This is a genomic window from Streptomyces litchfieldiae (assembly GCF_031845365.1).
GTDB classification, from domain to species: domain Bacteria; phylum Actinomycetota; class Actinomycetes; order Streptomycetales; family Streptomycetaceae; genus Streptomyces; species Streptomyces litchfieldiae.
This window is the reverse complement of record NZ_JAVREL010000020.1, coordinates 67,529-86,961: the sequence shown is the minus strand read 5'-3', so window position 1 is coordinate 86,961 and position 19,433 is coordinate 67,529. Positions and strand designations below refer to the sequence as shown.

Here is a 19,433-nt window from a genome sequence, read left to right as displayed (position 1 = left end):
CCGCCGGTCATGTGGCCGGTGGCGGATGAGGCGGACAGGAACGACCCGCTTCGGCTAACCTCGAAGCGGAGCAATGTTCCAGAACTATACGGAGCAACGTTCCGATTTGTCAACGGCCATCGGAAGGAGAGCGCGGTGTCCACCACAAGCCCGTCCGAGGAGGTGCCGGCCCGGAGCAAGCGGGCCGACGCGCAGCGCAACCGGCAGACGCTGCTCGCCGCCGCCGCCGAGGTGTTCGTCACCTCCGGCGTGGACGCGCCGATCCGGGAGATCGCGGCCAAGGCCGGCGTCGGGATGGGGACGATCTACCGCCACTTCCCCACCCGGGCGGATCTCGTCGTCGCCGTCTACCGCCACCAGGTCGAGGCGTGCGCCGAGGCCGGCCCGACGCTGCTGGCCAACGCCGACTCCCCGCTCGCGGCACTCCGTCAGTGGGTCGACCTCTTCATCGACTTCCTGGTCACGAAGCACGGACTCGCCAACGCGATGCAATCGGACAGCAGCGGCTTCGACGCCCTGCACAGCTATTTCATCGACCGCCTGGTGCCCGTCTGCGCGCAGTTGCTCGACGCCGCGGTCGAGGCCGGCGAGATCACGTCCGGTACGGACGCCCAGGAACTGATGCGCGGCATCGGCAACCTCTGCGTCGGACGCGACAGCGACCCCAGCCGCTACGACCCGCGCCGACTGGTCGACCTGCTGCTCCGGGGACTTGAGCAACCGCGGGCCACCTGAGGGAAACTCCGTTGACGCCGGCGTGCGCCCGCGATTAGAACGTGTGACTCGCGGGCCCGGAGGAACGGGGCGCGGCGACCCCACACAGGAATGGAGGGCCACCTCGTGCGCACGAGTGGCGTCCGGCAGCAGAAGGCCCGCGGCGCGGCCGAACCCGGCAAGCCGTGAGGCGGCCGCGAGCCCGTGACGGCGCCGCGTGGGCGATTCCGGTGGCACTGGCCATCGACGCCATCGGCACCGGACTCTATCTCCCGCTGTCCATGGTCTACTTCCTCACCGTCACCGACCTGTCGGAGACCCGCGTCGGCCTGCTGCTGACCGCCGCCATGGCCTGCTCGCTCCTGCTGCCGCTGCTCGTCGGGCGGATCGTCGACCGCGTCGGGCCCCGGCCGGTGGTGATCGCGGGGCAGTTGATACAGGCCACCGGGTTCTTCCTGTACCTGGGGGTGAACGGTCCGGTGTCGCTGTTCCTCGCGGCGCTGGCCGAGGCGGTGGGGCTGCGGGTGTACTGGTCGTCGGTCTTCACGCTGATCGCCGAGCAGGCGGACGGGGAGGCCAAGGACCAGTGGTTCGCCCGGGCGGGCATGATCCGGGCGGCCGGCACCGGCGCCGGAACGGTGCTCGCGGGCGTGCTGCTCGGGCTCGCCTCGGAGCAGGCGTACCGGGGAATGGTGCTGGCGAACGCCGTCTCCTTCGTCGCCGCGGCGCTGATCGTCGGGCTGTTCGTGCGCGGCGCGCCGCGGCCGGCCGGCGGACCCGGCGGGCAATCCCCGGACGCGGTAAGGCAGTTGCTGCGCAACCGGCCGTATCTGGGGCTGATCGGCGTCAACGTCCTGTTCAACATCTGCACGGTCTTCCTCGCCGTGGCGATCCCCGTCTACGTGATCCGCGGGCTGCACGCGCCGGGCTGGGCGGTCGGCGTCTTCTTCACGATCACCACGGCGGTCGTGGCCACCTGCACGGCCGAGGTCACCCGCCGCGCCCGCCGACGCACCTCCCGGGGCGGCGCGATGGCCTGGGGAGGCCGCCTCTGGGCGGCCTGGTGCGCCGCCGCCGCCCTGGCGGTGCTGCTGCCGCGCGGCCCGCTGCTGGTCGGCTACCTGGCGCTGGTGATGCTGCTGTGGGCGACGGCGGAGATGATGCACGGGCCGGCCTCGAACGCGCTCTCCGCGGACGCGGCGCCGGAGGGGATGCGCGGCACCTACCTGGCGGCGTTCCAGTACTCGTTCGCGACGGCGGACATGGTGACGCCCGCTCTGTTCGGCGTCCTGTACGGCGTGCACCGGGTGCTGCCGTGGGTGGCCGTGGGCTGCCTGGCGCTGCTGGCGAGCGTGGCGATCCGGCCCCTGGAGCGGCGCCTGACGGGTGACACGGCGCGGGCGGCGGCCGGGCCCCACGGCTGAACGGGCGTTGCGCGGCGGGCCCTTACCTCTCAGGTCATCGCCTCGCCGCGCGTCGCCGTGCCACGATCGGCGGCGAACGGAGCCCGACCGACCGGAGGACACCATGCCCGCCTACGTCATAGCCCACCTGCGGGATTCGGCCCCGCACCCGGAGATCGCCCAGTACATCGAGCGCCTGCCCGGCACCTTCGAGCCGTACGGCGGCCGTTACCTCGTGCACGCCACGCGGCACGAGGTGAAGGAGGGCAGTTGGCCGGGGCACGTGGTGATGATCGGTTTCCCCGGGATCGACGAGGCGCGGGCCTGGTGGGAGTCTCCCGCCTACCGGGAGATCGCACCGCTGCGCTCGCGGCACATCGAGGGCGACATCATCCTGGTCGAGGGCGTCCCCGAGGACTACCGCCCGACCGAGGCCGTCCAGGCGATACGGGAGGCTCTGTCCGCCGAGCAGCCCTCCGGCCCGGCGGGCCGCCCTTGACCTCAACCCAGCTTGAAGTTGGAGCATTTCCTCACCGCACCAATAAGGGGAGGAAACGCGATGCGCGTGGCACAGGTGACGAGGTTCGGCGGGCCCGAGGTGATCGAGGCGGCGGAGCTGCCGGACCCCGTTCCCGGGCCCGGCGAGGTGGTGATCCGGGTCGCCGCCGCGGACACGATCTTCGTGGAGACGCAGATCCGGGCGGGCTGGAACGCCGACAGTTGGGGCATGGTTCCGCCGTACGTTCCCGGCGGCGCGGTGGCCGGTGTCGTCACCGCGACCGGCGCGGGTGTGGACCCGTCCTGGACCGGCCGTCCGGTGGCCGCGCACACCCGGCCGAACGGTGGCTACGCCGAGCAGGCCCTGGTCCCGGCCCAGGGTCTCATCCCACTCCCGCGGGGCCTTGACGCGGAGACGGCGGCCGCGCTCATGCACGATGGCCCGACCGCCCTCGGCCTGTTCACCAACGCGCGCGTCCGGGCAGGCGAATCGGTCCTGATCCTCCCCGCCGCCGGGGGCGCCAGCAGCCTGCTGGTCCAGTTGGCGAAGGCGGCCGGGGCCCATGTCACGGGCGCCGCCCGCGGCAGGCGCAAGCTGGACGCCGTACGCGAACTGGGTGCCGACACCGTCGTCGACTACGCGGAGCCCGGCTGGCTCGACGGCCTCCGCGCGGACGTGATCTTCGAGGGCGTGGGCGGTGAACTCGGCGCCGGCGCCCTGCGCGCGGCCGCGGCTGGCGCGCGCGTGGCCGCGTACGGGGCGCCGAGCGGCGAATTCTCCGAGCACGACCCGGCGGAGCTGGAGCGCCGCGGCATCCGGCTCTCCGGCATCGAACAGGTGCAGTTCGCACCGGACGAACTCAAGGAGATCACCGCCAGGGCCCTGACAGAGGCAGCCGCGGGCCGCATCCGCCCGCTGATCGCTCAGCGCCTCCCACTGGAGCGCGCCGCCGAAGCGCACGCGGCCATCGAGTCGCGGAGCGTCGTGGGCAAGATCCTGCTGGTGCCGTAGGGAGTGGCCGGCGATCAGTGGCGGAGCCGGATGACGATTGCTGCGGCGGTGACGCGGACCGGAAGAGCTAGCCTCGCGCTTTCATGAAGCGGGCTGTCCGAGGGCTGGCCGGGTAAGCAAAAAACGCCTCTGACCAGCAAGAATGAGGACTTCCTAGGTTCTTGTTCCCGTCCGATGAACCGACGAACCGTCACGAAAGATCGAGGCCTTTCCGCTCCCGCTTTCCACGCCTTGTCCAATGTCCCGCTTAAGCCTGTCTTGCAGGAAAGGCGTTCCCGCGGATTTTGAAAGCGCGAGGAAAGTGGCGCCCCTCATCCTGAATCGTCAGCAGGCGCCGCGCCGGTCGGCGGCCACTCACCGCCCGGCGCACGCCCGTCGCACGGAAGGAAGGTATGCCATGGAACGAGAGCTGGAGATCGAGGAGACCGAGGTCTACGAGGCCCCGGTGCTGGCCGAGGCCGGCGGCTACACCGAGACGACTCAGGGCGGGATCGGTCACTGGTGGGACTTCTCCGGGTTCCGCCCCCTGGCCTGACCCGGTGAGTTCCTCTGTGGGCGGACGCTGGTTCGTGGTTTTTCCGGACCACGAGGCGGCGTCCGCCGTCTTCGACCGCATCCGGAACACCGGCTGCCAGGTGGTCCGGCATGCCTCCGGACGCCCCTGGCTGGCCGGTTGCTGGGACGGCTCCGCGGCCCGCCTCGCCGAGACGGGTGACGTGCGGCTCGCCGTTCTGGGAGTCAGCACGCTGGACACCGGGCAACTGCGCGTGCGCGCACGGGCCGTACGCACCACCTCCGACGTGGAGACGGCCGTACAGGGAAGCGCGGGCGACCACTTCCTGCTCGCCTCCGTGGCGGGCCGGGTGTACGCCCGGGGCACCGCATCCGGCAGCCGGCGGCTCTACCGCGCCGAGGTGGACGGCGTCACCGTCGTCGCGGACCGCGCCCGTACCCTCGCCCGGTTCACCGGGGCCGCGGTGGACCTCCGCCACGTTGCCGCACGGCTCGTGTCGGTGGCGACGCCTCCGTTCCCTCTCGATCAGGCGTCGCTCTTCGAGGGCGTTCGGGCCGTACCCCCGGGGCAGGCCGTCCTGCTGGAACGCGCGGGCGAAGCCACCGAACGCCGCTGGTGGCGGCCCCCGGAGTCCGAACTCCCCCTCGCCGAGGGCGCGGAGGGCCTTCGCGAGGCCCTGCGCGCGGCGGTGCGCGCACGGGTGGCGCCCGGCCAGCGGTGGGCCGCCGACCTCTCCGGCGGCATGGACTCGACCTCGCTGTGCTTCCTGGCCGCGGAGGCCGGCGCGGAGCTGGTGACCCTGACCCTGGACCCGGGTGCGCCGGGTGACGAGGACCTCGCCTACGCGCGCCGTGCCGCCGCCGGGCTCCCGGCCGGCACCCCGCACCTGGTCTTCGACGCCGCCGATCTGCCGTCGTACTACACCGGCCCCGAAGGCGGCCTGGGCGGCGGCGAGCCGGAGGACGAGCCGACGCTGGGAATCCGCGACCGGGCCCAGCAGGAGCATCTGGTCGGTGTGGCGCACGCGCACGGGGTGACGCGACGGCTGTGCGGACAGGGCGGGGACCAACTGGTCATCCCGCCGCCCTCGCACCTGCACGATCTGGTGCGGCGCGAACCGCGGCTCGCCACACGCCACTTGGCCGCCTACGCCGCCAAACAGCGCTGGCCCCGCGCGGCCACGGTCCGGGCACTGGCCGACCGGCGCCCGTTCCGGGCCTGGCTCGCCGCGGAGGCCGGACACATCACGGGAGACCGCGGACCGGCCGGCGACGTCCAGCTCGGCTGGGGCCTGGCGATGTCCCTCCCCCACTGGGCCACGGACCGGGCACGCGAGTCGACCGCCGAGCTGCTGCGCGAGGCGGCCGCCCGCACGGAGCCGCTGGCGGACACCCGCGGGAGGCACCTGTGGCTGTACATGGCCCGGCAGGCCGGACGGGTCGCGTTGCTCTACGACCGCCTGGGCATCGCGCTGGACATGCCCTTCTGCGACGACGCCGTCCTCGAAGCCTGCCTCCGGGTGCGGCCGCACGAGGCCACGACCCCCTGGGCGTACAAGCCGCTCCTGGCCACCGCCATGCGCGGCATCGTCCCCGAACCGCTGCTCCAGCGCACCACCAAGGGAAACGCCACCCCGGAGTGGCACCGGGGCATGCGGGCCCACCGGCGCGGCCTCGCCGCCTGGCTGGAGGACTCGCGCCTGGTCGCCGCCGGACTGGCCGAGCCACGCGCCCTCGCCCGCGCCTGGCTCAGCCCCGGCACGCTGCCCGCCCACGAGGGACCCCCCGCCGAGGCCTCGGTGGCCCTCGAATCCTGGCTGCGCGCCCTCGAACGGCACCCCGTCCCGCGCTACCTGGAGGAGCACACCCATGAGCACGAGCATGCGACTGAGTCCTGACGTCGTCACCTGCGACACCGACGACGGCCTCGTCCTGCTGGACAGCCGCCGCGGCCGCTACTGGCAGCTCAACGCCACCGGCGCCGCCATCGTCCGCGGCCTGCTCGCCGGCGCCGCGGTGGAACGGATCGCCACGGAACTCTCCCGGAAACAGCCCGTCACCGCCGACCGGGCGGCCGAGGACATCCGCACGCTCGTGGACCAGCTCACCCGCGCCCGGCTGATCGAGGGGGAGAACGCGTCATGAGCCAGATCCTGGACATCTCCGGCGAACGCCCGTCCCTGCTCCGCCGCATCCCCGTCCGCCTGGCGGTGCTCGTGGCACGGCTGCTGGCACGCCAGCCGCCCAAGCGCATCGTCGCCGTCCTGCACGTTCTGCGGAACCGCGCGACCCCCGCGACCTACGAGCAGACACTGCGCGCCCGGACCCACGTGACGACGACCTCCACCCGCTGCGCCGGCATGTACTGCCTGCAGCGCTCCCTGGCCACGGTGCTGCTGTGCCGGATGCGGGGCGTGTGGCCGACGTGGTGCAGCGGGGTCCGCACCCCACCCTTCGCCGCCCACGCCTGGGTCGAGGCCGAACGCCGCCGCGTCGGGGAGCCCGACGAGGTGCACTCCTACCGCGTCCTGCTGAGCGTCCCCCCACTCGGCGAGCCGGAGCGGGCGCCCTGATCGGCGAGGAGGGCCGCGCAGGAGCCGTCCGGGCCGAGGTCGGGGTCGTAGACGGTGACGTTGAGCCCCACGCACCGGTGCGAGTCCGCCAAGGTCCGGAGCAGAGGCGCGAGTTCGCCGGGCAGCCGCCCGCCGTCGTCGGGGCTGTCCACGGGGGCATCACGGACGGATCCAGCGCACGTCGGCGTCCAGGTGCAGCCAGAAGCCGTCGAGAGCGGGGGCCTTAAGCGTCCGCAGCGCCGCCTCGACCGCCCGCCATGGTTGTTCCGGCGCTTCACCGGGCGTTCACCCCCTGTTGCTCGCGGGGCCGACCGGGCGCCGTGGAGGCGGGGTGACATGGGCGGGCAGGGGCGCACGATCCCGGCAGGCGGGGGAGCGCCGTTCTCGGGGGTGGTGGCGATGAACGCACGCGCGGGACTCAAGGCAGCCGTACCGGTGGTGGCGGCGATGGCGTTGCTGGCCGCCTGTTCGCAGTCGGACCACACCGAGATCGCCACCTTCACGGACGAGCACGGCCGGGCGTGCACCGCCGCCGTGGTCGTCGACTCGGAGGACGGCGACCGCGAGGTGCAGAGCCTGGACTGCGACTATCCGCCCGAGGGCAGGGAACCCGGCCCGTCCGGCTACTCCGACCTGCCCTGACCGCGAGATGGATTTGCCACGGCGCGCCCGGCGGGCGAGGCTGGCAGAGCCTGCCCGACCGAGCGAGGAGCGTGTGTGAGCGATCGTCCAACCCCCAGGACCCCACGGCAGAACCGGGCCCGGGTGCTGCGCACCGAGCACGTCACCCCCCATGTGATCCGGGTGGTCCTCGGCGGTGACGAGTTGAGGTCCTTCTCCCTGGGGCCCTACACGGACAGCTACGTCAAGCTGGTGTTCCCGCTGCCCGGGGTCGCCTACCCGGAGCCGTTCAGCATCGCGGCCATCCGCCGCGACATGCCGCGGGACCAGTGGCCGCACACCCGCACCTACACCGTGCGCGCCTGGGACCCCGAGGCCGGCGAGCTGACCATCGACTTCGTCCACCACGGCGACGAGGGTTTGGCCGGCCCCTGGGCCGCCAACGCCCGCCCCGGCGACGTGCTGTACTTCATGGGCCCCGGCGGCGGCTACGCCCCCGACCCGGCCGCCGACTGGCATCTGATGGCCGGGGACGAGAGCGCGCTGCCCGCCATCGCCGCGTCGCTCGCCGCGCTGCCGGCGCCGGCCGTCGCCCGGGTCTTCGTCGAGGTGGCCGACCCCGAGGAGGAGCAGAAGCTCGACGCGCCCGGCGGCGCGGAGATCGTCTGGCTGCACCGCGGCACCGCACCCATCGGCGAGAAGCTGGTGGCGGCGGTGACGGGCGCGGCGTTCCCGCCCGGCACCGTTCAGGCGTTCGTCCACGGCGAGGCGCACTTCGTGAAGGAGCTGCGCCGCCATCTGCGGCTCGACCGGGGCCTGTCGCGCGATCAACTGTCGATCTCGGGCTACTGGCGGCGCGACACCGACGAAGACGGCTGGCAGGCCGGCAAGGCCGAGTGGAACCGCCGCGTCGAGGAGGAGCAGGAGGGCGCCGCGGACGCCGGGTAAGTCGCTGGCCATCGCGCGACCGGGCGGGCACCATGGGCGACCATGAGGAGCAGCCACGCGGCGGCGACCGACAGCCTGCACGGACTGGCCCTCGGCGACGCCTTCGGTGAGCGGTGGTTCCCGCTGATGCGCGGCCCGGCCGAGGCGCGGGCGCAGATCCGGGCCCGGACCACTCCGGCGGAGCCGGTCTGGCACTGGACCGACGACACGGCCATGGCGCTGGGGGTCCTGCGCGCGCTGCGCGCCGACGGGGAGATCCGGCCGGAACGCCTCGCCCGGGTCTTCGCCGACACCTATCGGGCCGACCCGGCGCGCGGCTATGGCTACGGCATGCACCAGTTGCTGCCGCGGCTGGCCGGTGACCCGGCGGCCTGGCAGGCGGGTGCGGCCGAACTGTTCGGCGGCCAGGGGAGTCTGGGCAACGGGGCGGCGATGCGGGTGGCGCCGCTGGGGGCATGGTTCGCCGGGGAGCCGGAGCGCGTCGTCGCGCAGGCCGAGCTGTCCGCGCGCGTGACGCACCACCACCCCGAGGGCGTGGCCGGCGCGGTGGCAGTCGCGGTCGCCGCGGCCTGCGCCGCCGGGCCGCCCGACCCGGGCGAGCGCGCGCCGGCGTTCCTGCGCCAGGTCGCGCGCCGGACGCCGCCGAGCGCCGTGCGCGACCGGCTGTACCGGGCGGCCGAGCTGTCCGGCGACGTGCCGCCCTGGCGGGCCGCGGACCTGCTGGGCAACGGACAGCGGATACGCGCCGACGACACCGTGCCGTTCGCGCTGTGGTCGGCCGCGCGCCATCTGGACAGCCTGGTGGACGCGCTGTGGACCACCGCCGAGGGGCTGGGGGACGTCGACACCACCTGTGCCATCACCGGCGGCGTCGTCGCCGCCCGCACCGGGCTGGCGGGGGTGCCGGCCGAGTGGCTCGCGCGGCGTGAGCCGCTGCCCGCCTGGGTGGACGCCGTCAGCCGGGACTGACCCCGGTGCCGACCGACGACACCGGCGAGACGCCGGCCAGCCGGCAGACCGCGATGAACAGCAGCAGCGGATGGGTGTACGGGGCGGCGTCCTCCGGCCAGTGGACCAGGCGTGCCACCGACCGGCCGGTACGGCCGACGGCCGCGCTGGCGGCGAGCGGTCCCGGCAGGCAGGCGCCGGGCCAATAGCGGGCCGTGGTTGGCCAGTTGAGGCCGACCTGCGACTCGCTGGGCACGATCCACCACCAGTGGCCGCTCACCGCGAAGACCGCGCCGGCGCGCGGCAGGCTGTTCATGATGCTGCGGCCGTGCTCCTCGGAGACACCCACGGCGTCGCCCCCCAGGGCGTCCGGCGTGGTGACGGGCAGATGGAGCCGCCCGGGGCGGAAGACGGGCGCCGTCACCGGGGGCGCGGCGTCGATGCGAAGTCGGTCCATGACGCGCCCGCGGCTACGCGCACCGGGGCAGGATCGCCCAGACCGCCTGGCCGCGGGTCTCCGGCGCGTCTGGTAGGGGCTGTCGTTTGGGTCGCCGTGGATCAGGCTGCGTCGTCTGGCTCCCCCAGGCCCTTGGGGGCCTGGGAGGTACCCCCATGTATGGCAAGGCGCCGGATCGCAGCTCGTACGGATGGGGGCACCTCCCAGCCGCCAGGCTGGGGGACGTACTCGCGCGATTCGGCAACGCAGCCTGGGGGCACCTCCCGGACGGAGTCTGGGGGAGAGATGCCAAGGGGCGCGGCCCCGCGGGGATCCAAACGACAGGCCCTCGACCCCAGGCGGTGCTGAGGGCGGCGACCAGGGCGAGGCCCCGGCCGTGCTCGTCCCCCGGCCGGGCCACGCGGGCCTCCGGCATGCGGGGACCCCGGTGCTGGTCGACGACCTCGACGGCCAGCTTGTCCTCGGTGTCCCGCAGCACACAGACGAACGCGTCACTGCGGGGGTGCGCGATCACGTTCGTCGCCAGCTCGGAGAGGACCAGCAGCGCGTTCTCCCGGGGCTCGTCGGGCACCTGCCAGGCGCACAGCACCCGTCGCGCGCGGGCGCGCGCGACGGGGACGGATCTGGGCACCGCGGGCAGCCTGAAGCTCTCTCCGGGGTGGGGTGACCGGCACTGCCACGCCGTCGTGCGCGGCTCCGGCACCGCGCTCGCCGTGCCGCGGGCGGAACGCCGCGGCCGGACAGTCCCCCAGAGAGGCGCGGTGGCGGAAAGAGCCATGCTGCCGCCTTTCGTCTGCCGATGTCCCACGCGCACCTGTTTGCCCAGGTGAGGCGCGTCCACCACACTATGACACTGCCAAGTTCAGGTCGCAATAGGTAACTTGAAAATTGCAGATCGCCAGATGCGGAGTCGTCACATGGTGGTGACAGCGGCATAGGACACGCGCGCGTCTGCCGTTCCGGTTACCGTCCGTGGCCATGGGCGCCACCCGGCGTCTACTGGGGACATGGACGGGATTCCGGACGCGGTGCCGCCGATACTCGCCGTGGACGGCGAACTCCCCAGCGGCGCTTGGGCGTACGAGTACAAGTGGGACGGGTACCGGTGCTGTCTGCGCGTCGCGCCCGACGGCACCACCCGGCTCACCAGCCGCAACGGCAACGACCTCACGGCCGTCTACCCCGAACTGGCCGGCACGCTCGGCGCCGCGCCCGGCGGCCGGGCCGCCGTGCTGGACGGGGAGATCGTGGCGCTCAACGACGCGGGACGGCCCGACTTCGCCCTGCTCCAGCGCCGGCACCAACGCCGCCCCGGTCCCCGGCTGCTGGCCCAAGTGCCGGTCGTCTACTTCGCGTTCGACATCCTGCTGCTGGACCGCGACCGGCTGCTGGCCGAGCCCTACGAACGGCGGCGCGCCGTGCTCGCCGGCCTGGGCGCGGACGCGACGGAGACCACCGAGGGCCGGCTGGCCGTTCCGCCGTACTACTCCGGCCCCGAGATCGGGCCCCAGCAGTTGCTCGGTGTCGCCGAACAGCACGGGCTGGAGGGGCTGCTCGCCAAGCGGCTCGACTCCCCCTACCAGCCCGGGCGCCGTTCCCGGCTGTGGATCAAGAAGGCCCTCGTCCGCACCCAGGAGGTGGTCGTCGGTGGCTGGCAGCCCGGCGAGCGGCGGCGGGCGGACACCGTGGGCTCACTGATGCTGGGCGCGCACGACCCCGAGGGCCGGCTGCGTTACATCGGCCACGTCGGCACCGGCTTCACCGAGGCGGCCCTCGCCGATATCCTCGGCCGGCTCGCCGCGCTGGCCCGCGCCACCAGCCCGTTCGCCGACGCGGTGCCCCGGGAAGGGGCCCGGCGCGCCCACTGGGTCGAACCACGGCTGGTCGGCGAGGTCGCCCACCGCACCTGGACCCGGGACCGGCGGCTGCGGCAGCCGTCCTGGCGCGGGCTGCGACCTGACCGGGAGCCGGAGGAGGTCACCCTCCCGGACCTTCCGGAGCCGCCCCCGTGACGCCGGGGCTGTCGTCCGGCGGGATGCCGGGCAACGGCCGTGCGGCGACCGGCCGCAGACCGTCCATCAGCACCCCGAGGGTGCGCCGCCACTGCTCGCCGCCCGCCTCGACGCCCAGGCAGTTCGTCGTCCCGGCGGCGGCCTGGGCCAGCACCGCGATGTCCCGCCACGAGACATCGGCGCGCACGGCACCGGCCGCCTGCGCGCGCACGGTCAGCTCCGCCAGCGCGTCGCGCAGCAGCGTGGTGCGCTCGCGCAACGGCTCGGACAGCTCCGCGTCCGGCCGGGCCACGCGCCTGGTGAACTCCGCCAGGCCGCGGTTGGCGACCTGGGTGCGGGCCAGCTCGGTGACGAACGAGGCGAGCGCGGACTCCGGATCACCGTCGTCCAGGGCCCGCCGGGCGGCGTCCGCCATGAGCTCGGTGGCCTCCAGGAGCACGACCTCGATCAGCGCCTCCTTGGAGCCGAACCGCCGGTAGAGCGTGCCGATCCCGACCTCGGCACGGGCGGCGATGTCGGCCGCCGCCACGTCCAGGCCGTGCTGGGCGACGGCGGTGCGGGCCGCGTCGACGAGCCGCAGCCGCTTGCGCCGGGAGTCGGCACGCTCCCTGCCTTCCGGGGCGGGGGCGTTCCCGGCGACAACCATGGCGGAAGACTACCCCGATCGGATGATCTCAATCCTTTCGGACCGGGCCAGTCCGAGCGGACGGACGCCGTCCGGAACCGGCCCGCTCCCTGTCAACTCTCCAGCGGCGGCCAGGCGTTGGCCAGCAGCCGGGCGAAGTGCTCCGGGAACCACTCGCCGGCGGGCGGGCCGCCCGGCAGGGCGTCGGTCGGGGGCTGGCCGGGGAACCACGCGTACTCCGCGCACATCCGGTCGCCGCCCATTCCGCCGCCGCCGTCACCGTTGTCGGGCGAACCGTCCGACTCCCCCGGCGGCTTGGCCCACACGTACGCGTCGATGCCCGGCGCGGGCGCGGCGGCCGGCCGTTCGCCCAGCCCGGCCTTCGCCACGTTGCACCAACTGGCCGCGGTGGTACGGCGGTCCAGTCGGCTCTGGTTCACATAGGTGTTGACGTCGGTCGACGTCCCGGGACCGGTGGGCCGGTCGGGGCCGCCCCAGCCGTTGCGCGAGGTGTCGACGAGCACGCCGATGTCCGGGGCGAAGCCGCGGTCGATCAACTCGTCGCGGAACGCCAGGGCGTAGGGCACCTCGTCGATGTAACGGTTCCAGTCGACCCACCGGCTGATGCGCACGGGCTGGCCGCTGATGACGTCGTCCACGTCGAAGAACCCCTCGTGCAGCACCGAGTAGTTGGCGACGTTGGCGATGATCCCGTGGACATCCGCCGGCGAGGCGCCCGACGTGGTGGCCGCCTGGGCGAGGAGGTCGGCGGCCGGTCCCAGGTTGTCGTCCCAGCCCAGGCTCGCGTGGTGGCCGATGTCCAGATAGGAGTACGCGTTCGGCAGCGTGGCCAGCCGGTCCAGGGCGTAGCCGATGCCCCGCAGGTAGTTGCCGTTGGCCTTCATCTGGTCGCACTGCGGGGTGGCGGACGGCCGGGGCGAGGTGTGGGTGACCAGGGTGGCCACCGCGCCCGGCTCCACGACGGCGACCACCCGCAGGTCCGCGTAGTCGGGATCGGCCAGGATCTCGACGATGGGGTCGATGAACTCCGTTTGATACCGGCCGATTTCATCGGGCCCCAGCTCGCTGTCCGAGACCAGCTTCTCGCAGTCGCGGCCGGGCAGGTCGCGCAGCACGAGCTGCACGAGATCGGCGCCGTGCGCCAGCGCCTCGTCGAGGTGGTCGCGCAGCCCCATGCCACCGCCCGCGTCCTGGATCTCGGCGATGTGCTCCAGCCAGACGGCGGTCGGCTGATCGGCGACCGCGGCGCCGCCCGGCTCGCCGACGGCGTTCGCGGACCAGACGGGGTTCACATAGACCTTTGCGCCCGCGTACGGGTTGTCCAGGCGGGTGGCGCCGGTCGCCGGCTCGGCCGCAGGCGCCCCCGTCGGCAGGGCGACGGCCGCGGCCAGCGCGATCAGGGCGGCGGACGCGAGGCGCCCGCGTAACGGCAGGCGGCTGCCGGAGTGCTGGGTCATGGCGTCGTTTCTCCTCACGGGCGGCTCGCGGCGAGGATGTGGGAGCGCTCCCAAGATAGCCGTCGGGCGAGGTTGCCGGAAGACGCGCGGCGCCGGGGATTTCGTAGGGTGCCGCCATGGAACTCACCGTGCTGGCCGCCGAGGCCCGGGCCCTGATGCGGAACGGACGGCGTGCCGTTCTCGGACTCGCGGGGCCACCGGGGGCGGGCAAGTCCACCCTGGCGCGGGCGCTCGTCGACGCGCTGGGCGGCGTGGCGGCGTATGTGCCGCTGGACGGATTCCACCTCTCCAACGAGCAGTTGGACCGGCTGTCCCTGCGGTCCCGCAAGGGGTCGGAGCCCAGCTTCGACGTGTGGGGGTACGCGGCGCTGCTGGGGCGGCTGGCCGAGGACGGGACGCGGGAGGTGTATGTGCCGGACTTCGACCGGACGCTGGACGAGCCGGTCGCCGCCCGCCACCGGGTGCCGCCGGAGGCGCGGCTGATCGTCACGGAGGGGAACTATCTGGCCTGTGACCTGCCGGGCTGGCGCGAGGCCCGGGCGCTGATGGACCGGCTGTGGTACGTGGACGCGCCGGCCGAGGTGCGCGATGCCCGCCTGATGAGCCGCCACACGGGCCACGGCCGGGACGCGGCGGCGGCCCGCGCGTGGATCGACGGCAACGACCGGCCCAACGCGGACCTGGTCGAGCGCTTCCGCGACCGCTGCGACCTGGTGCTGCGGCTGTCGACCGACGCCGGTTAGTCCGGCCCCGGCGGCCGGGTTCAGTCCGCGCGGCTCGTCGTGGCGACCGTGACGCCGAGGCCGATCATGGTGAGGCCGCCGGCTCCGCCGACCATCGCCAGGCGGCGCGGCGAGCGGGCGAACCAGTCGCGCGCGGTGGCCGCCGCCAGTCCCCAGACGCTGTCGCAGACCACGGCGATGGCGTTGAACACCAGGCCGAGCAGCAGCATTTGGGGAATGACGTGGCCCTTGCTGTGGTCGACGAACTGCGGGAGCACGGCCGCGAAGAAGACGATCGTCTTGGGGTTGGCGACGCCCACCGCGAACCCCTCCCAGAGGGTGCGGCGCCCGCCGGGCGCGGGGGCGTCCGCGCCGAACGAGGCGTGCAGCGAGCCGCGTTGCCGCACGGCCTTGATCCCCAGGTACACCAGGTACGCGGCGCCCACCAGCTTCAGCGCGGTGAAGACGAGGACCGAGCGCTCCACGACGGCGCCGACGCCGCACGCCACGGCGATGACCAGCGTGTAGGCGCCGAGGGTGTTCCCCACGACGGTGGTCAGCGCGGCCCGGCGTCCCTGGGCCAGCGCGCGCCCGACCACGAACAGCACGCTGGGACCGGGGACCACGATGAGCAGGAACGACATCGCGGCGAACGCCAGGAGGCGGTCGGTGGAGACCATGGGCGCATGTTAGCCGGGCGAACTCCTCGGCCACGCGCCCTTTTTCGCGGGCCCGGGCCGCGCGGTCCGGCGGCGGCCGACTGACATACTCGTGGCGATTTTTGGACCGTCTTTAGCGTCCGCGCCGAATATTCCCTCATGACGGTCGTGAGTGAAGAGGATCTGCCGCTGGCCGCCGAGTTCCCCGAGGCCTCCCGCGAGGAGTGGCAGCGCCTCGTGGCGGGCGTCCTGCGCAAGGCGGGCAAGGGCGAGTTCGAGGGCCGGGCGGCCGAGGACGCGTTGGCGACGCGGCTGGCGGACGGCATTGTCACCCGTCCGCTGTACACCGCCGAGGACGGCGTCGAGGACCCGGGGTTCCCGGGTTTTCCGCCGTTCCTGCGGGGTGGCAGACCAGAGGGAACGGCAGTGGCCGGCTGGGATGTGCGGCAGCGGCACGCCGACCCCGATCCGGCGCGGGCGAACGAGGCGGTGCTCGCCGATCTGGAGAACGGCGTCACCTCGGTGTGGCTGGCGGCCGGCGCGGGCGGGGTGCCCGTCGCGGGGCTGGCCCGGGCGCTGGAGGGCGTCCTGCTCGATCTGGCGCCGGTGGTGCTGGACGCGGGGGCCGAAACGGACGCCGCCGCCGGTGAGTTGCTGCGACTGTACGGCGAGCGCGGGGTCGCGCCGGACAAGGCGGTGGGCTTCCTCGGCGCTGACCCGCTGGGGCTGGCGGCCCGCACGGGCGCCGTGGCCGGGGTGGCCGAGCGGCTGTCGGCCGCGGCGGAGCTGGCCGCGCGGTGCCGGCGGGAGTGGCCGAAGGTGACCGCGCTGACGGTGGACGCGCTGCCGTATCACGAGGCCGGCGGTTCGGCCGCCCAGGAGCTGGGCTCCTCGCTGGCGACCGGTGTGGCGTATCTGCGGGCGCTGACCGCGGCCGGGCTGGGCGTGGAAGAGGCGTGCGGGCAACTGGAGTTCCGGTACGCGGCCACCGAGGACCAGTTCCTCACCATCGCCAAGCTGCGCGCCGCGCGCCGGCTGTGGGCCCGGGTCGCCGAGGTGTGCGGCGCCGAGCCCGCTGCGCGGGCGCAGCGGCAGCACGCGGTGACCTCGGTGGTAATGATGACGCGGCGCGACCCGTGGGTGAACATGCTGCGCACCACGGTGGCGTGCCTGGCCGCCGGGGCGGGCGGCGCGGACGCCGTCACCGTGCTGCCGTTCGACCACGCGCTGGGGCTGCCGGACGCGTTCGCGCGGCGGATCGCCCGCAACACCTCCTCGATCCTGCTGGCGGAGTCCCATCTGGCGCGGGTCATCGACCCGGCGGGCGGCTCCTGGTACGTGGAGCGGCTGACGCGGGAGCTGGCCGAGGCCGCCTGGGCGTGGTTCCAGGAGACCGAGCGGGCCGGCGGCCAGGCGGCGGCACTGGAGTCCGGCCTGGTGGCCGAGCGGCTGGCGGCGACCTGGGAGAGCCGGTCGAGGAATCTGGCCAGGCGCCGGGAACCCATCACCGGCGTCAGCGAGTTCCCGAACCTGGACGAGGCGCCGGTGGAGCGCCCGGCGGTGCCCGAGCCGGTGGGCGGCGGTCTGCCGCGGGTGAGCCGGGACGAGGCGTTCGAGGCGCTGCGGGCCCGTTCGGACGCGCATCTGGCCGCGACGGGCGCCCGGCCGCGGGTCTTCCTGGCCGCGCTGGGCCCGGCCGCGGCGCACACGGCGCGTGCGACGTTCGCCGCCAACCTCTTCCGGGCGGCCGGCATCGAGCCGGTGCAGGACCCGGTGACCGTGGACGCCGGCTCGGCCGGGGCGGCGCTGGTCGGGAGCGGCGCGGCGGTGGCGTGCCTGTGTTCCAGCGACACGCGTTACACCGAGGAGGCGGAGGCGGTCGCGGCGGCGCTGAAGGCGGCGGGCGCGCGGTGGGTGTTCCTGGCGGGCCGGCCCGGTGAGCGGCGCGAGGCGTACGCGGCGGCCGGCATCGACGACTTCGTCTTCGCGGGCGGCGACGCGGTCGCCGTCCTGACCTCGGTCCTGGACCTCTTGGGAGTGGCGTGATGCAGATCCCCGACTTCTCGGACGTCGGCCTGGGGCCGGCCGCCGGCGCTGGCAACTCCGATCAGTGGCGGGCCGCCGTCAAGGAGGGCGCCGGCAAGAGCGCCGACGACCTGGTGTGGGAGACGCCGGAGGGCATCGGCGTCAAGCCGCTGTACACCGCGGAGGACGTGGCGGGCCTGGACTTCCTGGGCACCTACCCGGGCATCGCGCCGTATCTGCGCGGCCCCTACCCGACGATGTACGTCAACCAGCCCTGGACGGTGCGGCAGTACGCCGGGTTCTCCACGGCGGAGGAGTCCAACGCGTTCTACCGGCGGAATCTGGCGGCCGGTCAGAAGGGCCTGTCGGTGGCGTTCGACCTGCCGACGCACCGCGGTTACGACAGCGATCACCCGCGGGTGACGGGCGATGTCGGCATGGCCGGGGTGGCGATCGACTCGATCTACGACATGCGGCAGTTGTTCGACGGCATCCCGCTGGACCGGATGAGCGTGTCGATGACGATGAACGGGGCGGTGCTGCCCGTTCTGGCGCTGTACATCGTCGCGGCGGAGGAGCAGGGGGTGACGCCGGACAAGCTCGCGGGGACCATCCAGAACGACATCCTCAAGGAGTTCATGGTCCGGAACACGTACATCTATCCGCCGCAGCCGTCGATGCGGATCATCTCCGACATCTTCGCGTTCACCTCGCAGCGGATGCCCCGGTACAACTCGATCTCGATCTCCGGCTATCACATCCAGGAGGCCGGGGCGACGGCCGATCTGGAGCTGGCCTACACGCTGGCCGACGGCGTCGAGTACATCCGCGCGGGCCGTGACGCGGGGCTGGACGTGGACGCGTTCGCGCCCCGGCTGTCGTTCTTCTGGGCGATCGGCATGAACTACTTCATGGAGATCGCCAAGCTGCGGGCGGCCCGGCTGCTGTGGGCGAAGCTGGTGCGGCGGTTCGACCCGAAGAACCCCAAGTCGATGTCGCTGCGCACGCATTCGCAGACCTCCGGCTGGTCGCTGACCGCGCAGGACGTCTTCAACAACGTGACGCGCACCTGCGTGGAGGCGATGGCCGCCGCCCAGGGGCAGACGCAGTCGCTGCACACCAACGCGCTGGACGAGGCCCTGGCCCTGCCGACGGACTTCTCGGCGCGGATCGCCCGCAACACCCAGTTGCTGCTCCAGCAGGAGTCGGGAACCTGCCGGGTCATCGACCCCTGGGGCGGCAGCGCGTATGTGGAGCGCCTCACCCACGACTTGGCGCGGCGGGCCTGGCAGCACATCGAGGAGGTCGAAGCGGCCGGGGGCATGGCCAAGGCGATCGACGCGGGGATTCCGAAGCTGCGCGTGGAGGAGGCCGCGGCCCGCACCCAGGCCCGTATCGACTCGGGCCGGCAGCCGGTCATCGGCGTCAACCTCTACCGGGTGGAGGAGGACGAGCAGATCGAGGTGCTGAAGGTCGACAACTCCTCGGTGCGCGCCCAGCAGGTCGAGAAGCTGCGGCGGCTGCGCGAGGAACGGGACGACGCGGCCTGCCAGTCGGCGCTGCACGAGCTGACCGCGGCCGCCGGTGATGACGGCAAGCGGGCCGGCCTGGAGGGCAACCTGCTGTCGCTGGCGGTGAACGCGGCCCGCGCCAAGGCGACGGTGGGCGAGATCTCGGACGCGCTGGAGAAGGTGTACGGGCGGCACTCGGCGCAGATCCGTACCATCTCCGGGGTGTACCGCGAGGAGACGCAGGGCTCGCCCGGGGTGGCGCGCACCCGGGACCTGGTGGCCCGGTTCGAGGAGGCGGAGGGGCGGCGTCCGCGCATCCTGGTCGCCAAGATGGGCCAGGACGGGCACGACCGGGGCCAGAAGGTGATCGCGTCCGCGTTCGCCGACCTGGGCTTCGACGTCGATGTCGGCCCGCTGTTCCAGACCCCGGCCGAGGTCGCCCGGCAGGCGGTCGAGGCGGACGTGCACATCGTCGGGGTGTCCTCGCTGGCGGCGGGGCACCTGACGCTGGTGCCGGCGCTGCGCGAGCAGTTGGCCGGGGAAGGCCGGGAGGACATCACCATCGTGGTGGGCGGCGTGATCCCGCCGGACGACGTGCCGGCGCTGCACGAGGCCGGCGCCGCGGCGGTCTTCCCGCCCGGTACGGTGATCCCGGACGCCGCGCACGAGTTGCTGACGACGGTTGCCGCCGCGCTCGGCCACGACCTGTAAGGG

The 19,433-nt window shown here is 73.7% G+C and carries 20 protein-coding genes and 1 pseudogene; 15 read left to right on the top strand and 6 right to left on the bottom strand.

The annotated features are described in order from the left end of the window. Positions 1–135: 135 nt before the first annotated feature. From RM590_RS28015 to RM590_RS27980, 8 genes are all read left to right on the top strand, one after another. The gene (locus tag RM590_RS28015; RefSeq protein ID WP_311707527.1) at positions 136–735 is read left to right on the top strand and encodes a TetR/AcrR family transcriptional regulator; all 600 of its coding nucleotides are present in this window, start codon (positions 136–138) and stop codon (positions 733–735) included. 209 nt (positions 736–944) lie between these two features. Beyond that, positions 945–2,138, top strand: a complete 1,194-nt coding sequence (locus RM590_RS28010; protein ID WP_311707526.1) for an MFS transporter — start codon at positions 945–947, stop codon at positions 2,136–2,138. A 103-nt stretch (positions 2,139–2,241) separates the two neighbouring features. Next, positions 2,242–2,616: a DUF1330 domain-containing protein gene (locus tag RM590_RS28005; protein WP_311707525.1), complete on the top strand. Its 375-nt coding sequence runs from the start codon at positions 2,242–2,244 to the stop codon at positions 2,614–2,616. A gap of 60 nt (positions 2,617–2,676) precedes the next feature. Continuing rightward, positions 2,677–3,627, top strand: coding sequence for a zinc-binding dehydrogenase (locus RM590_RS28000; protein ID WP_311707524.1), 951 nt, complete (start codon positions 2,677–2,679; stop codon positions 3,625–3,627). Positions 3,628–4,024: 397 nt separating this feature from the next. Beyond that, entirely contained in the window at positions 4,025–4,162 is a 138-nt protein-coding gene (locus tag RM590_RS27995; protein ID WP_311707523.1) for a lasso RiPP family leader peptide-containing protein, read from the top strand. Positions 4,163–4,166: 4 nt separating this feature from the next. Next, complete coding sequence (locus RM590_RS27990) at positions 4,167–6,038, top strand: asparagine synthase-related protein (RefSeq protein ID WP_311707522.1); 1,872 nt, start codon at positions 4,167–4,169, stop codon at positions 6,036–6,038. After that, positions 6,010–6,285 (top strand): lasso peptide biosynthesis PqqD family chaperone, encoded by a 276-nt coding sequence (locus RM590_RS27985; protein ID WP_311707521.1) that lies wholly within the window; start codon positions 6,010–6,012, stop codon positions 6,283–6,285. The genes RM590_RS27990 and RM590_RS27985 overlap by 29 nt, the downstream gene beginning before the upstream one ends. Next, positions 6,282–6,713: a lasso peptide biosynthesis B2 protein gene (locus RM590_RS27980; RefSeq protein WP_311707520.1), complete on the top strand. Its 432-nt coding sequence runs from the start codon at positions 6,282–6,284 to the stop codon at positions 6,711–6,713. The genes RM590_RS27985 and RM590_RS27980 overlap by 4 nt, the downstream gene beginning before the upstream one ends. Here RM590_RS27980 and RM590_RS27975 read toward each other — a convergent pair. Beyond that, positions 6,659–6,956 (bottom strand): annotated as a pseudogene (locus RM590_RS27975) (arginase family protein); the annotation flags it as partial. The gene RM590_RS27980 and the pseudogene RM590_RS27975 sit on opposite strands and share 55 nt — an antisense overlap. Before the next feature lie 156 nt (positions 6,957–7,112). On the opposite strand from RM590_RS27975, the gene RM590_RS27970 reads away from it, so the two are divergent. The 3 genes from RM590_RS27970 to RM590_RS27960 all read left to right on the top strand — a co-directional run bounded on the left by RM590_RS27970 (position 7,113) and on the right by RM590_RS27960 (position 9,251). After that, entirely contained in the window at positions 7,113–7,355 is a 243-nt protein-coding gene (locus RM590_RS27970; RefSeq protein ID WP_311707519.1) for a hypothetical protein, read from the top strand. Between the two features lie 75 nt (positions 7,356–7,430). Beyond that, positions 7,431–8,282, top strand: a complete 852-nt coding sequence (locus RM590_RS27965; protein WP_311707518.1) for a siderophore-interacting protein — start codon at positions 7,431–7,433, stop codon at positions 8,280–8,282. A 42-nt stretch (positions 8,283–8,324) separates the two neighbouring features. Continuing rightward, complete coding sequence (locus RM590_RS27960) at positions 8,325–9,251, top strand: ADP-ribosylglycohydrolase family protein (protein WP_311707517.1); 927 nt, start codon at positions 8,325–8,327, stop codon at positions 9,249–9,251. Here RM590_RS27960 and RM590_RS27955 read toward each other — a convergent pair. Beyond that, a complete protein-coding gene (locus tag RM590_RS27955; protein ID WP_311707516.1) occupies positions 9,238–9,687 on the bottom strand; it encodes a hypothetical protein in 450 nt (149 codons plus the stop codon). The genes RM590_RS27960 and RM590_RS27955 overlap by 14 nt on opposite strands. 13 nt (positions 9,688–9,700) lie before the next feature. Beyond that, positions 9,701–10,465 carry an ATP-binding protein gene (locus tag RM590_RS36095; RefSeq protein WP_394813988.1) on the bottom strand — a complete coding sequence of 255 codons (765 nt, stop codon included), beginning with the start codon at positions 10,463–10,465 and terminating at the stop codon, positions 9,701–9,703. A gap of 229 nt (positions 10,466–10,694) precedes the next feature. Here RM590_RS36095 and ligD point away from each other — a divergent pair, with 229 nt between their 5' ends. Next, positions 10,695–11,699, top strand: coding sequence for a non-homologous end-joining DNA ligase (gene ligD / locus RM590_RS27950; protein WP_311707515.1), 1,005 nt, complete (start codon positions 10,695–10,697; stop codon positions 11,697–11,699). On the opposite strand, the gene RM590_RS27945 is transcribed toward ligD, so the two are convergent. Continuing rightward, positions 11,665–12,345, bottom strand: a complete 681-nt coding sequence (locus RM590_RS27945; protein WP_311707514.1) for a TetR/AcrR family transcriptional regulator — start codon at positions 12,343–12,345, stop codon at positions 11,665–11,667. The genes ligD and RM590_RS27945 overlap by 35 nt on opposite strands. Before the next feature lie 92 nt (positions 12,346–12,437). Further along, complete coding sequence (locus tag RM590_RS27940) at positions 12,438–13,802, bottom strand: glycoside hydrolase family 6 protein (protein ID WP_311707513.1); 1,365 nt, start codon at positions 13,800–13,802, stop codon at positions 12,438–12,440. Between the two features lie 116 nt (positions 13,803–13,918). Between RM590_RS27940 and RM590_RS27935 the strand changes: the two genes are divergently transcribed. Beyond that, positions 13,919–14,545, top strand: a complete 627-nt coding sequence (locus RM590_RS27935) for a nucleoside/nucleotide kinase family protein (RefSeq protein ID WP_311707512.1) — start codon at positions 13,919–13,921, stop codon at positions 14,543–14,545. Between the two features lie 20 nt (positions 14,546–14,565). On the opposite strand, the gene RM590_RS27930 is transcribed toward RM590_RS27935, so the two are convergent. Further along, complete coding sequence (locus RM590_RS27930) at positions 14,566–15,204, bottom strand: LysE family translocator (protein WP_311707511.1); 639 nt, start codon at positions 15,202–15,204, stop codon at positions 14,566–14,568. Between the two features lie 138 nt (positions 15,205–15,342). Between RM590_RS27930 and RM590_RS27925 the strand changes: the two genes are divergently transcribed. Beyond that, entirely contained in the window at positions 15,343–17,229 is a 1,887-nt protein-coding gene (locus RM590_RS27925; RefSeq protein ID WP_311707510.1) for a methylmalonyl-CoA mutase family protein, read from the top strand. Continuing rightward, positions 17,229–19,430: a methylmalonyl-CoA mutase gene (scpA, locus tag RM590_RS27920; protein ID WP_311707509.1), complete on the top strand. Its 2,202-nt coding sequence runs from the start codon at positions 17,229–17,231 to the stop codon at positions 19,428–19,430. Before RM590_RS27925 ends, scpA begins: the two co-directional genes overlap by 1 nt. The last annotated feature ends 3 nt before the right edge of the window (positions 19,431–19,433 follow it).